Below are 13,359 nucleotides of genomic sequence, written 5' to 3'. Positions count from 1 at the left end.
AAGTAAAGATTGCCGGCTGCCACGTTTACTACTTATTCCACTAATCGCTCTAGTCCCACTCGTTTCTTCCTACAGCTCTGTTTCAAAGGTATATAACCGTTCAATATCAAACCCTAATTTTTGAAACTGAACAAATCGACCTTCGCGGATAAATTCTTTGCCGTCAATAAAAAGCAGCAGCGTTGGTGCTGAAAAAATCTGATATTCAGCAGATACAGCTTTCACCTCTTCACCATCTACTTCCCCCAATTGGATGTCTGGGTATTGTGCCAGCAGCTGTTTCAATTTGGGTAGGACAGAATGACAGACAGAACAATTTTGCTGAGAAACATAAAGGAATGCCCATTTATTCTCTGCAACAAATGAACGAATTTCTTCTATACTATGTAAATTAGCCATATCCATCACTCCTTCAAAGAAATCTTTGACCAATTTTAACCAAATATATCATAATAAGGTAGGAAAAGACTAGCATTGTGCTTTGGAATTTTTTATTCGTACTACAATCATATAAAATTCGATAGAGTATCTGCTAGATTTGCTGGATAGCAGCTCTAAACTTTCTTCATTTCTGAATAAGGAGGTTGATAAACTCCCTTGTCTTTCCAGCCATTCTATAGTAGAATGATTTTTATTTTCCAGTCATTGCGTTATACTAGACGATATATCTAAGCAATCTAACAGCCTCTTTGCAGGCTGCATTATAAACTAATTCTTATTAAGGGGGGTGATGCTATGATATACGCTACTATATCTTCTTTAACAGCCCAGGATTTTACTCACTAACAAAATACTTTGTTGGAATAATCATTGCCTTTCATCAAGGTATTTTGACCATAGAAATTATTTGAAAGGAACAAACAAATGAACCCAACAATTCAACCATATGAATATAATTACGTGAAAAATCAGGCAGAAACGCTGATAAATACCTATACCTCAGTCAATGATTCTGGGACAGTGAAAACGATTCAGGCATTGGCAATTGGAAAAATCAATGAGCTTTTTCCAGAAGGACAGCCTGAGGTAGATGCTTTTATGGAAAAAATGATGAATATCCGAATAACCCGCAGTCGAATGGAGCGCTATCTTGCTACGCTTAAAGAGCAGGTTATTCCTTTTGATCCGCCTTCTAATCCTCAGCTGACTAAATTGTTTCGAAAAACAAAAAAACTAAAAATTCCAGAATGGTCTGAGCTGGATTTAAGAGATCACACCTATGTAGGCTGGAACGATCCTGGAACACAAAGAAAGTTTATTATCACTCATCAAGGGGATAAGCTAGTTGGTGTTTCCGGCGTCCTTTCTCCTGAAATCATTAAGGGTGCCTGTGCAATTTGTAAAACGATTTCTAATGTCTCACTGTTTTTGGCAACAACCAAAACAGCCAGCGATGGTACGTATACAAAGAAGGGCAACTATATCTGTCACGATAGTGATCAATGCAACCATCAACTGCTGGAAACAGAAGAACTTTCTGCCTTTATTAAAAATGTTCAGGCAGCAAAATAACTAAATCTGTGCATACATTTGCTATTTTCAGCTTTTTAGGCGCATTGTATTCGTCTTAAGGAAAGATACCATAAGCAACGTTTGCCTTCCACAAGCATATAAAAAAACCGGAACGGCCTCAAATACCGTTCCGGTTTTCATTTTTTATTTTGCACGTTTCAGGTAAGTACCTTCTTGTGTATTGATTTCCAGCTTTTCACCTGCTTCAACAAAGTCAGGAACATTCACTACTAAGCCAGTTTCCATTGTTGCTGGTTTACCAGAGCCTGTAACTGTAGCCCCTTTGATTGAAGGCTGTGTTTCAGCTACAGTCAAAATAACTGTAGTCGGCAAAGTAATACCTATTACTTCTGAACCGTAGAACTGAATCTTAACTTCCATATTTTCTAAAAGATATTTTAGCTCTTCATCAATTGCTTCAGTTGGAATTTCATATTGCTCATATGTTTCCATATCCATGAAAATTGCTGTATCATCCTGGCTGTATAAGTATTGCGCAGGCTTTGTATCGATATGAGCCTTTTTCACCTTATCATCTGGACGCATTGTTGTTTCAGTGGTAGAACCTGAACGCACATCCTTCAGCTTCATACGCATAACTGTATTTCCTTTACCAGGCTTGTGGTGGCTTGCCTCTAATACTTTGATTAATTTACCATCTTGTTCAAATGTCATTCCTGATTTAAGATCACTGATTGCAATCATGGGATGATCCTCCTCTTTCCTAAAAAAATAATCTCCAAATCATTGTAGCAAATTCCCTAACGTTAAGCTAGGAAATAACGGAACAGATCATCAATTTCTCACTTTTTTCTTTTTGCTGCTTGATCTTTTCATTCTAAATATTCTTGATAATCATAGTATGGAGTATAATCAATGTACTCCTCCCGATTCATCACAGCAAATAAGTTATCTGACAAAGGCTCCTCTTTCGTCACGTTGGACAAGAGAACTGCTGTTGACAAATCTGTAGTGTAGGGGAAATGGAGCGTAAGTGTTATCTCCATTTCACTATCTGCCTCTGTAAAATTAATATATTTGTCTGTTTTCTGATTTACATGATAAGGCAATATACTGCTCTTACCATTTCCATCCTTTATAATTATTTTGTCTTCCAAAAAATCATAAGTTAAATTCTGGTCATTTGTATAGGTTACTTTCCATTCTCCTAAATAGCTTGATTCAGGCAGTATCTCCTTAGTTCGCTCAGAATTATTTTTACAAGAACCTAGAATGATCAACTGAAGAAAACAAAGAACAACCATCCGCTTTTTCATCACTATCCCCCTGTTCTTTTTATACAAATCCTTACCAAATATATGCAGGCTCCTCATTTCGAGTGATTGCTTCAAACAGCTCGTATTCCGGAACTATTTTTTGATTTCCAAAAACTGGGTCTTGAACAAGAGGATAGGGATCATTTATATAATAAAATGCAATTTCTTCACTATTTTTATAAGTGGCATAACCAACTATTAATATCATATGATTCGCTCTAGGTAAATCGGGATATAATTTATTCAAATCCACTGCTGCAAAGCTTGGATAGCCATTATCAATATTTTTTTTTATTCTTTTTTTAAATAAATTCTCTCCCTCTTCCGTTTCATTAGCAGCAACTACTTGTACCCGATAGCCTGATTCACCTTCATCCGCTATTTCCTTATCAAATAAATAAGCATTAATCACTTAAACCATCTCAATATATTCTGTACCTGTAACAGAACTCGTTTTCATTTGTTGTGCCACTATTTCTTGCTCAACATCAAAACCAAAACTCTCCAGCAGCATTTGGACAGTTGCTGGTACACAGTAGTAATTTGTCTCTTGTATTCGCTGTCTAATTGGCAAACTTATTTTCCGTTCAATCTCTACGCCCAGCACAGTTTCATATTCGTGTTTTCTCTCATTTGACGTGTCGCTCATTGTACTCTGCTGCTCACTTGTACTGATTTCTTGGCTGGGAATACGATCTCCGTCATCTTTCTCTATCGAGCTTGACGAGCTGACTGCAGGTCTGCCCTCGTTGATTGACGAGCCAATTGTAGCATCAGTTGATTTTCCTGATTCTTTCTTTAGGATTCTTCCTCCTAAAAAGATTAGGAAAATCATGAGAATAACTGCTCCTCCTAAAAACCAGAATTTTCTGCTCCTCTTTTTCATCATAATCCCTCCGTAGTTGTTCAACCAGCCAAACAACTTGTTTATTTCAGAAAAAAAGTTCTCCTCTGCCTTTCTTAGCTAAACCTTCCCAGTGTTCATTCTTTCTTATTACTTTTAAAGTACCCTGTTCTAGCTATTTAGGCAATAGTCTTTCTGTATTTCTCTATACATTCATTCATTTTTCTATCATTTCTGCTAACTTGACTACAGCCTTATTGGAGATAAGCCTTTACCTTCAACATAATGAGCGTAAAAAATTTGGCAAAGCCTATCATTTTTTTTGATTTTTTATTTTCATTCTACTTACTTTTAAGTATGCAAAAAGCAAACAGTTTTTTATCCACACACGACATCTGATAATCTGCTATAATGATGGGTAAGAACTTTTAGAAGAGGTGTCATTATGCAGTCTGCAGTGATTTTAAAAATCATTTCTCTTGAATCAACCTTTACGACAAGCGAGTATGAAATAAGTCAGTTTGTGATAGAAAATCCTGATTTCGTCATTACAAATACAATTACTACTCTTGCAAGAAAAATCAATACTTCTGAAGCTAGTATTAATCGTTTTTGCAAGAAAATTGGCTATAAGGGATTCAATAAATTTAAAATTGCCTTAGCCCAAAGCAATACACAATTTGACAAGTTTAGCGATGAAGCCGTTGATGAATCCAATCTATTAGAGTACGTCACTCATGATTACCAGAAAATGCTGCTGAATACCTGTGCTTTGCTGGATGAGAAGACAATAGAAGACGCAGCCTCCTCCATTATCCTTTCACGCAAAATATTTATCCTGTCAATTTATACGACATCCTTTATCAGCGATGAATTTGCTTTTAAACTGCGGCAAATTGGTTTGGATGTTACAACCTTGAAGGAATCACTGGAGGCACAACTATCTATTGAAAACATGAACAGTGATTCCCTTTTGATTGCGGTCGTTCCTTCTGTAATCAGCAAGGATGTTATTCCTTTCTTATCGAATATCAAAAAGAAGAATGTTAAAACAATGCTTCTATCGGGAAATGATAATCCTAAAATCAATGATCTTATTGACATAAAGATTATTACACCGGATCATGTCATGGCGAATAATCCGCTAGTTCTCTCAAATTCACCAATGATTTCACTAATTCTTGATATTATCTATGCCACAATTTTGAGAGACAATCGTGGATTGCGGCAGCGTAAGCTAAGCAGCGATACGATTATTAATTCCTTTCAATCTGCGGATTCATCAAAATATGAATGGTAATAAAAAAGGCCGTACTATACGAAAATGGTTGGCACCCATTTTCAATATAGTACGGCTTCTCTTTGAATAAGCAGCTTTCGAATCTTCGCTTATTCGGATTTAGGTAGACTAAGAGTCTGAGAATTTATTATTTCCTATTCTCTTTTTTTATTTTTTCAGTTCGCGCAATGCCAAGGCAAAGTTGCCGATTGTTGCACTGCCATTGCCTGGAATAGCTGGATTTATAATATATGTATCCAAATTGGGAACATCTACATACCCATTATTCAGTTCTTTAAAAATGGCACGAACCTTTTCCATCAAGTGATCCTGCTGCATCACTCCACCGCCGAAAATAATCCGTTCCGGCGCAAAATTCAGACGAGTATTAAAAGCCAACTGAGCGATATAGTACGCTTCAATAGCCCAGACATCATGCTCTTCCCCCACCTTTTCACCTCGAAGACCCGTTCTAGCCTGCAGACTTGGTCCCGAGGCTAGCCCCTCCAGACAGTCTGCGCCATGTGAAGGACAGACTCCTTTAAAATCAGCATCCAGCGGATGACGTTTTACGTAAGCATGCCCCATTTCAGTATGGGTGAAGCCGCCGATAAATTCTCCATTTTGAATTGCGCCACCGCCAATCCCAGTACCTACTGTATAATAAACGCAGGAGTTATCTTCCTGTGCAGCGCCCTTTGTATACTCACCAAAAGCACTTGAATTGACATCTGTTGTCAAAAATACGGGAACATCCAGATGCTTTTTCAGTGCCTTGAGAATGTTAAACCCTCGCCATTCTAATTTAGGAGTAGCTAAAATTTCACCATACTTTTCTGAATTCGGATTCACATCGACAGGGCCAAAAGACCCAATCCCAATTGCAGCAATCTCATAGTTGCTGAAAAACTCAATGGCTTTAGCCATCGTCTCCTCTGGATTTCCTGTTGGAAAAACAGCAGTATCCTGTACCTCAAAGTTCATATTGCCGACTGCACAGACAAACTTCGTTCCTCCAGCTTCAATGCTGCCTAATAACTTACTCATCCTTCTGTCCTCCACTCTCATTTCTAAAGACAAAACGTGTACAAAGTCTATTGAACCTTATACACGATTTCTCTTCTATTCTAATTTAAAAAGCTGCTGTTGTCCTCTATTTCTAGTTACTTTTTTCAACTTTTTCAAAAAGCTTTTTATATTGCTGTTGTTCACTTACAAGCTCAGATTCAGTTATACCTCCTGTTTTAAGCAGATAAATATAGTCATAGCAGCTCGGTAGAAAAGGCAAGTCCAGTGCTTCTTTTGTAAAGCTGTTGGCAGCAATTTCGCTCGTCCGCTGAACCTTCGCCTTCCTTGATAAGCCTAAGAACTGAAAAGATTCGATATTCTCCAACTGATCGGGAACCATTAATCCATGACCATATTCAAGATAATGGAAGAACTCATGCATCAGCACAATATTCTTCATCGCCTCCATCTCCAGTTGGTTAGCTTCAGCTAGTGCTCGGATTGACTGGTCATAGATAAGTACCTGATGATTGCCTTTCCGGTCTGCTTCAAACTGGGCCCTAAAAGTTACCTTAAAAAAACTGCCGTCTCCCTCATCTGTCTTAACAGCAATATTTCTATCAGCTAGTAATTCCTCCGGAGATTTCCCCTTGAACTCTTGCCCTAATTTTCGCCCAATCTCTAGAGCCTCTCGGACATAATAGGGTACTTTTTCATCTGGAATTTTATGGAACAGCAAATCCTGCTTCAACTCTAAATAGCCTAAAAACCCATCAGAAAAATCCATCATATTTTCACCTCTATTTATAAGCGACAGCAATAATTTCCTCATCCGGTTCAAGATTTTCTGTCTCTACATCCATTATAGACGTCAACTGCTCAATTGTCTGCATCCCAGTCAAATCAAGCATTTTTTCTTTATAAAATAGAAATACCTTAGGGATAGTCGCATTGGCGTCTGAATAGATTGTATAGTCATCTACGAAGGACAGGAAATCAGATTCTGTCTGATTTTTCTTGAAAGTCAGATAGTGGGCATTGCTTCGTTTAAAGCGCACTACCCCTTCCCGATCCACTACGCAAACATTATTCTGCTTACTCTTAAACAAGAATTTCTTCTTAACGACTAAAGCATCCATCAAATTCCAGCGTCCAATTTGAGCAATCCTCTGCACTGTATTTCCATCAATACCTAAAGCTTCTGAAGTGATTTGTCTCAGCTCGTCTTCAGTAACATCTGCTGCTCCGAGATTTTTTTGCCTTAGCTCTGTTGCACCCGTCGCCACTGCTCGAACGATGTTTCGCTGAGAATCAATTTCGATATTGACTTCTACTGTTTCTTCATTGGCACCAGACTGAATAATTTTCTCAATGACATCTGCTCTGATTTTTTTGATATCCTGCTCTGTAGGATTATTAACAGACCGTTCAATCTGTTCCCGTACCATAGCCAGCGCCACACCAATCGTAGAAATATAAGGCGCATTCTTAGCCAGCTTCCATTTATAATTGAAATGTTCTGCCAGTGCAGGTACAACGATAGCTCCGCTGCCGCCGCCGCCAACTAAGGTAATAAAGCTGCGGTCCATCTCATATTCGTCAATGAGTTCATCGATAACCGGCTCCAGCTTTTCCATTGCCAAGCGTACAACTTCTTTAGCTGCTGCTTCTGCCGACATGCCAAGATAAGCACCTAACGCCTCCCAGGCTGCCTGATTACTTTCCCGCTTTCCTTCTGCATAGTCTCCTGCCGGAACATAGCCCAATAGGTTAGCCGCTCCAGCTAATGTATAAGAGTAGGTATTTCCGGTACTGCTTTGAACCACTGCGTATTCATTGGGATCTCCTTCACGAGGGGAGACAAATGCAATAACAGGGTCAGCCAAGTTTTCTTTATCTGTGAAGCATTCATATTCGAGTCCGGCAATGTGGGCACTTCGAGGACCTACATCAATGATTTTCCCACCTTTTGCCCGAATCATACTACCGCCTGCAACTGCCAGCGTCCGAACATCCAATGAACGTAGATAGGTTTTGTGTCCGCCGACCTGAGCGTATTTAATCATTACTTTTCCATTTTTGATAACCGAAATATCCACACTTGTACCGCCAACCTCAAAGAAAATGCCATCGCTGACTTTTTCATACATCAGTGCACCAGCTACACCAGCCGCAAGTCCAGACAGCATAGTTAAAATCGGTCGTTGTCTCACTTCGTTAATGCTCATCACACCGCCGTCACAACGCATAATCATCAGATTGGACTGAATATTAGTATTTAGGACCGCATCCTCTGTCATGTTTGCCGTCTGCATCATCTTGGGAATCAGCGAAGCATTAACTACCGCTGTCCGCGTCCGCATTTTCAAACCGTAAAGCTGAGAAATCTCATGACCGCCTGTCGCATAGAGCTGCATTTCCTGTGCCTTTTTGATCACAGTCAGCTCATTTTCCGGATCATCTACCGAGTAGGCTTCACTGGCCACAACTACTTGGCAGTCATTTCCTACTAATGTGCGGATACCCGCTTCTATCGCTTCATTGTTTAATTTGGCTGAGTCAATGAATAAATGCTCAGAGCTTAGATACTTGTTAGGTGCCAGCTCAATATGCTCAATAGCTGTTTCTTTCTTGGCTGTTCGGGCATCCATTCCTGTGCCCATCCCGATAATTCCAACCTTGGCAACATCACCTTCAAGAAGTGCATTTGTTGCCTGTGTTGTCCCATGAGCTATGAACATTACATCTTCCGGCGCAATCTTATTTTCTGTTAAAAGCTTCTGAATAATTGTAACTATCCCCTGAGCTACGCCCTCTTCATGGGTAGTAGGAATTTTCAATTTTGCAATCACATCATAGGTTTCATTATCAATGGCAACTGCATCTGTAAATGTACCGCCTACGTCAATACCGATTCTTACTTTTTTACTCATACTAATCCCTTCCAACCGTCTCTTAATATAGGAAGAATGAAGATACAATCAATCCAATGACTGTGGATACAGTAATCCAGACAATTGTTTTCTTCAAGACTTCGTTGACATCTGTTTTTGTGAAATCTGATACCCAGACATTATGTGAATTTGTCGGATCACAGACAGCTTGAACATTACTATCTAAGCGCAATGCTACCATTGCTGCTATCGGATTCATACCGCCGGCAACCAGTAAAGAAATAATCCCGCTGCCTAGACCCCAAACATTTAATGGACCGCGATAGATAGCTAACGGCGACAGCAAGCCAAAGACTAGAATAAACATCAGTTGATTTTTAGGAATCATCATGGAAATCGCCGGCTGCAGAATTTGTGAAACTTCAACAGACATTACTGCATTTAAAAGCATCCCGATGCCAATCATCAGACCAGCCGCACCAGCTACATCCTGAATCCCTTCAACAAAGGAGCTGCTGACTACATGAATCGGATTTTTTGGTGTACTTAATAGCAGAGCCGCTGCAATACCAATAATAATGGAAGCAACCAACGGAACTTTAAAGGCAAATACTAAAACGACTGGGATAATTGGTGAAATCAGGGCTATGCTTCGAACCTGTCCATTATTTCTTTGCTTTACAGGCATTGCCCATGCCTTCCGGCGTTTCCCTTGAAACTTGATATAGTAAAATACCATTAAGACAGATACGATGATTAGCGGAACGCCGACCAGCCAGGAATAAGAAGTTACTGTTTCCAGCGGTAACCCTAATACATCAATATAAACTGCTAGTGTTGATACGGAGAAAGTCACTCCTATCCCGTTTGCCAGCAAAAGAATAATCCCGCTGACCATTGGCGACAGACCCGCTGAAATCATAATTGGGATAATAATCGTTCCAACCAAAATAACCATTCCCAAGCCGTTGCTGGCAGCAAAAATAACGGAACATACTGCCAGGAAGGACAAAGCTATCGGCAGGGCTTTATCTCCTGCCATCTCCGCTGCCTTCTTAATGATTGTTTCTGTTACGCCAACTTTGCTTAACACCTTACCGAACAGTGACCCAAAAATCAATCCGGAGATAGCTGTTGACATCCGCATCGAACCAGCTTCCAGAACATCCTTTACAATCGTAAACTGCTCCCCGTCATTCGACATAAACTGAATGCCGGCAATAAAAGAAATAGCTATTGCCATAATAGGAAGGGCAAGAATTGTCGGCACCTTCCTCGTCATCATTAAGCCGACCATTACTAAAAACACAAGTAAAATACCAATTAACTGTACTGTTTCCATCTCTTCTCCTCCTATTTTTCGATATAGCTTCCTTGTTTAATTAATGTATCCTGTAATTTCGGAATATCAATGTCCTTTACTGACTGCCCCCATTTAACGGCCTGTGCTGCTGCTGTCCCGGCTGCTTGTCCGATGGCAGTCATTGTCGGCGTCGTGCGGATTGCCGCCTGCGCTTCAAAGGAAGCTGAAACACATCGTCCGGTTACAATCAAATTATCTAACTCATTCGTAATCATGATTTCATAAGGAATTTTATAATAGCTATTGAAGGCATCTCTGTTAAATGCATGATCCTGAAGCTCTTCATTTTGATTACTGTGAACAGATACTGTTCCTTCTCCCTTAGGATTGTGAATATCAATCGGATAACCGGAATGTGCAATTGCTGTTTGAAAATCTTTATTTTCCAGTACATCTTCATTCGTCAGTGTGTAAACTCCTCTGATTTGTCTGGTGCCTCTAACGCCAACGCTTGGTCCAGTGTAGGCTACCTGGGCCTGCTCAAAGCCGGGAATATTTTTTACAAGGAACCGATAAAGCTCCTCACATTGTTCTCTTCCCAACATTTCCGCCCTTGTCAAGCCTGCAGCAGATACACCGCTTTCATTAATGATTCTAGAAGTATTCATAATGAATTCTCCCGGTGTGCCTGTTTCAAAAAAGAGAATATCCTCTCTTGGAATAGAGATTTCACCATTTTCCTTGGCTCTTTTGAATTCTTCATCAAACCCTACAAATGATAGGATTTCCGTATTTTTCATCACATTGAGATCTCTATTCAGGCGTGGAAATTTTTCCGGTTCAGCCAAAACTGCCTGTCTTAAAGCCTTTGTATCCACACCATAGACCTTCATATTCATTGTCATTGGCTGCATGGCGTTATCTGCTTCTCTACCTAGCTGAAAAGGAATACCGGCCTGTGTTGCTAAATCAGCATCTCCTGAAGCATCAATAAAAACTTTTCCATGAATTCTTGAAATGCCGTCCTTGTTAGAGACAACAAGACTTGTCAACTCCTTCTCTTTTAGCTCAACATCTATCAGGTACGTATGGAAAAGCACGTCGCAGCCAGCTTCCGTTACCATCTCATCCAGCACCATTTTTAAACCCTCTGCAGAAAAAGGCGTAACATAGGAAATATAATTCGTTGAATCCAACACATGTCCTGGCGAGTAGCCCCGCTTCACGAGACGTTGAACCATATCTTCCCCTAATCCTTGAATTACCTGTTTTTCGCCTGCAAAAAATGTCATCATTGGTCCAACACCATTCGCAGTCAACGTTCCGCCAAAATAGCCATTTTGATCAATGATTAGTACCTTCGCTCCATTCTTTGCTGCAGCAATTGCAGCAAAGGCACCAGACATCCCTCCTCCTGCAACAATGACATCGTAAGATTCTTTCAAATCCTTTACATGAATCATCTGAAATTCCTCCTTAATAGGTTAGCGCTTACACACATAATACAATATTTTCAAAAAATGTCAACATTTATGAAAAAAATATTCTTAAATATGCTATACTAATTTTGAAAGGGGCTGACAACATGATCCAGGTAAGTAAAGTAAAAGTCACCGAAGACGTTCATTTCATTAGCTTTTCAATAGAAGATGAGTTCTCTGTAACCTTTAGCAATTTAGGGAGTGCTATTTATGGAATAAAATTTTCAGATAAGAACAAAAACTATGAAAATGTGACATTAATACCTGACAATCCGTTGGAATGGATAAAAGAGCGAACCTATTCAGGAGCAATTGTCGCTCCTTTAGCAGGACGATATCATCCTCGTCATACCAGCCTAGAACAAAATAGAGCCCCGCTGCATTTTCACGGGGGAACAGCGGGTTATGATAAGCAGCTATGGCGATATACCATTCACCAAACAGAGGATACTGCTCAGCTTATTTTTTCTTTTTCTGATAGGAAAAATCAGTTGGAGGCTGAAGTTTGTTATTCTCTAACATTATCAAAACAGCTGACTATGGAAATCACCGCTCGTACAGAGCGTACAGCTTTTTTTAATCCAACTAATCATATCTATTTTAACTTGAACGGCAATCTCTTTGACTCTGTCGAAAGCCATTCACTTTACCTAGATAGTACAGCTTACTATTTGGAGAATGAGCAAAAACTGATTTCCGGACTTTCATCTATTCCGACCAACAGCCAATGGGATTTTACTCAGCCTACAGGAAAATCACTAAGTAATCTAGCAGCCTACGGTGGTCTGGATACAACGTTTAAACTGGGAGAGAAAAAAGAGGGACTAATTCGGCATAAAAAAAACGGCCGAGCCGTTCGCATTAAAACGACCTTGCCGGCCGCAGTCATTTTCACCTTCAATCAGGAACAACCTGCCTTTAGCATTGACGGGCGCTGTTATCCGAGATATGCAGGTATTACTTTTGAAACACAGCTTCCGGCAAATGATTTAGAAGCTGCTCTAATTACAATAGATAAGCCCTACTACGCCAAAACCAGCTATACTTTTCTTCACATTTGAAAGGTGCAAGTGAGCTGTTTACCGTGTGTTATTCCTCATTTCGTACTATACTGATAATATAAAGACTTGCAATAGAAGCTTTTGCAGGAATTACACAGACAGATACAGGAAAAGAGGGATTTGCATGTCCATTTATGATTTTGAAGCAACACTTGAAAACGAAGAAACCTATTCACTTGACCGCTATAAAGGTCAGCCCCTAATTATTGTAAATACCGCAACAAAATGTGGACTGGCACCTCAGTTTGAACAACTGGAAGAATTATATAAAACGTATAAGAATCAAGGTTTAGTTGTTCTGGGGTTCCCATCCGATCAATTTAAACAAGAGCTTGAAAATGGTCAGGAGGCTGCGGAAGCCTGCCGCCTAACTTATGGAGTAACCTTCCCGATGCATCAGCTGTGCCGGGTAAATGGGAAAGAGGCGTTGCCTCTGTTCAGCTATTTGAAGGAAGAAACGGGCGGTACATTGGGTAGTGTGATAAAATGGAACTTCACCAAATTTCTGGTGAATCAGCAGGGCGAAGTTGTGCAGCGTTATGCACCTCAAACTAATCCGCTAAAAATGACCGCAGATATCGATGCGCTATTGGCTGCAAACTAATCGTTCTAAATCAAAAGCTGAAAGAATAGCGTATAGAAAAATGAGTTGAGGGGATCTTACTCATACTCCTTCTGCATAGGGAACAGGACGTTTTAC

Annotated in this window: 14 protein-coding genes; 4 read left to right on the top strand and 10 right to left on the bottom strand. The window is 39.9% G+C overall.

Annotated elements, in window-relative coordinates:
• Window positions 1–69: 69 nt before the first annotated feature.
• A complete protein-coding gene (locus tag AC1Z3K_RS14115) occupies window positions 70–399 on the bottom strand; it encodes a thioredoxin family protein (RefSeq protein WP_461733043.1) in 330 nt (109 codons plus the stop codon).
• A 465-nt stretch (window positions 400–864) separates the two neighbouring features.
• Between AC1Z3K_RS14115 and AC1Z3K_RS14110 the strand changes: the two genes are divergently transcribed.
• Complete coding sequence (locus AC1Z3K_RS14110) at window positions 865–1,512, top strand: FusB/FusC family EF-G-binding protein (RefSeq protein WP_426081938.1); 648 nt, start codon at window positions 865–867, stop codon at window positions 1,510–1,512.
• A 144-nt stretch (window positions 1,513–1,656) separates the two neighbouring features.
• Here AC1Z3K_RS14110 and efp read toward each other — a convergent pair whose 3' ends face one another.
• From efp to AC1Z3K_RS14090, 4 genes are all read right to left on the bottom strand, one after another.
• Window positions 1,657–2,217 carry an elongation factor P gene (gene efp / locus AC1Z3K_RS14105; protein WP_426081939.1) on the bottom strand — a complete coding sequence of 187 codons (561 nt, stop codon included), beginning with the start codon at window positions 2,215–2,217 and terminating at the stop codon, window positions 1,657–1,659.
• A 128-nt stretch (window positions 2,218–2,345) separates the two neighbouring features.
• Window positions 2,346–2,789 (bottom strand): hypothetical protein, encoded by a 444-nt coding sequence (locus tag AC1Z3K_RS14100; protein ID WP_461733042.1) that lies wholly within the window; start codon window positions 2,787–2,789, stop codon window positions 2,346–2,348.
• A gap of 31 nt (window positions 2,790–2,820) precedes the next feature.
• A complete protein-coding gene (locus tag AC1Z3K_RS14095) occupies window positions 2,821–3,201 on the bottom strand; it encodes a hypothetical protein (RefSeq protein ID WP_461733041.1) in 381 nt (126 codons plus the stop codon).
• Complete coding sequence (locus tag AC1Z3K_RS14090) at window positions 3,202–3,675, bottom strand: C39 family peptidase (protein ID WP_461733040.1); 474 nt, start codon at window positions 3,673–3,675, stop codon at window positions 3,202–3,204.
• Window positions 3,676–4,078: 403 nt separating this feature from the next.
• Here AC1Z3K_RS14090 and AC1Z3K_RS14085 point away from each other — a divergent pair, with 403 nt between their 5' ends.
• A complete protein-coding gene (locus tag AC1Z3K_RS14085; RefSeq protein WP_426081943.1) occupies window positions 4,079–4,933 on the top strand; it encodes a MurR/RpiR family transcriptional regulator in 855 nt (284 codons plus the stop codon).
• Window positions 4,934–5,080: 147 nt separating this feature from the next.
• Here the strand turns inward: AC1Z3K_RS14085 and scrK are convergent, their stop codons facing one another.
• The 5 genes from scrK to AC1Z3K_RS14060 all read right to left on the bottom strand — a co-directional run bounded on the left by scrK (window position 5,081) and on the right by AC1Z3K_RS14060 (window position 11,580).
• Window positions 5,081–5,959, bottom strand: coding sequence for a fructokinase ScrK (gene scrK, locus AC1Z3K_RS14080; RefSeq protein ID WP_461733039.1), 879 nt, complete (start codon window positions 5,957–5,959; stop codon window positions 5,081–5,083).
• 112 nt (window positions 5,960–6,071) lie between these two features.
• Window positions 6,072–6,710, bottom strand: coding sequence for a hypothetical protein (locus tag AC1Z3K_RS14075; RefSeq protein WP_426081945.1), 639 nt, complete (start codon window positions 6,708–6,710; stop codon window positions 6,072–6,074).
• 10 nt (window positions 6,711–6,720) lie between these two features.
• Window positions 6,721–8,853, bottom strand: coding sequence for a hydantoinase/oxoprolinase family protein (locus tag AC1Z3K_RS14070; protein WP_461733038.1), 2,133 nt, complete (start codon window positions 8,851–8,853; stop codon window positions 6,721–6,723).
• A gap of 22 nt (window positions 8,854–8,875) precedes the next feature.
• Window positions 8,876–10,156: a transporter permease gene (locus AC1Z3K_RS14065; protein WP_426081947.1), complete on the bottom strand. Its 1,281-nt coding sequence runs from the start codon at window positions 10,154–10,156 to the stop codon at window positions 8,876–8,878.
• A gap of 11 nt (window positions 10,157–10,167) precedes the next feature.
• Window positions 10,168–11,580: an FAD-dependent oxidoreductase gene (locus tag AC1Z3K_RS14060; RefSeq protein WP_461733037.1), complete on the bottom strand. Its 1,413-nt coding sequence runs from the start codon at window positions 11,578–11,580 to the stop codon at window positions 10,168–10,170.
• 122 nt (window positions 11,581–11,702) lie between these two features.
• On the opposite strand from AC1Z3K_RS14060, the gene AC1Z3K_RS14055 reads away from it, so the two are divergent.
• Both AC1Z3K_RS14055 and AC1Z3K_RS14050 read left to right on the top strand, forming a co-directional pair.
• Window positions 11,703–12,659 carry an aldose epimerase family protein gene (locus AC1Z3K_RS14055; protein ID WP_461733036.1) on the top strand — a complete coding sequence of 319 codons (957 nt, stop codon included), beginning with the start codon at window positions 11,703–11,705 and terminating at the stop codon, window positions 12,657–12,659.
• Window positions 12,660–12,783: 124 nt separating this feature from the next.
• Window positions 12,784–13,263, top strand: a complete 480-nt coding sequence (locus AC1Z3K_RS14050) for a glutathione peroxidase (RefSeq protein ID WP_461733035.1) — start codon at window positions 12,784–12,786, stop codon at window positions 13,261–13,263.
• Window positions 13,264–13,359: the final 96 nt, after the last annotated feature.

It is taken from the genome of Enterococcus sp. LJL128, from assembly GCF_056924295.1.
This window is presented reverse-complemented; position numbering and strand designations above follow the sequence as displayed.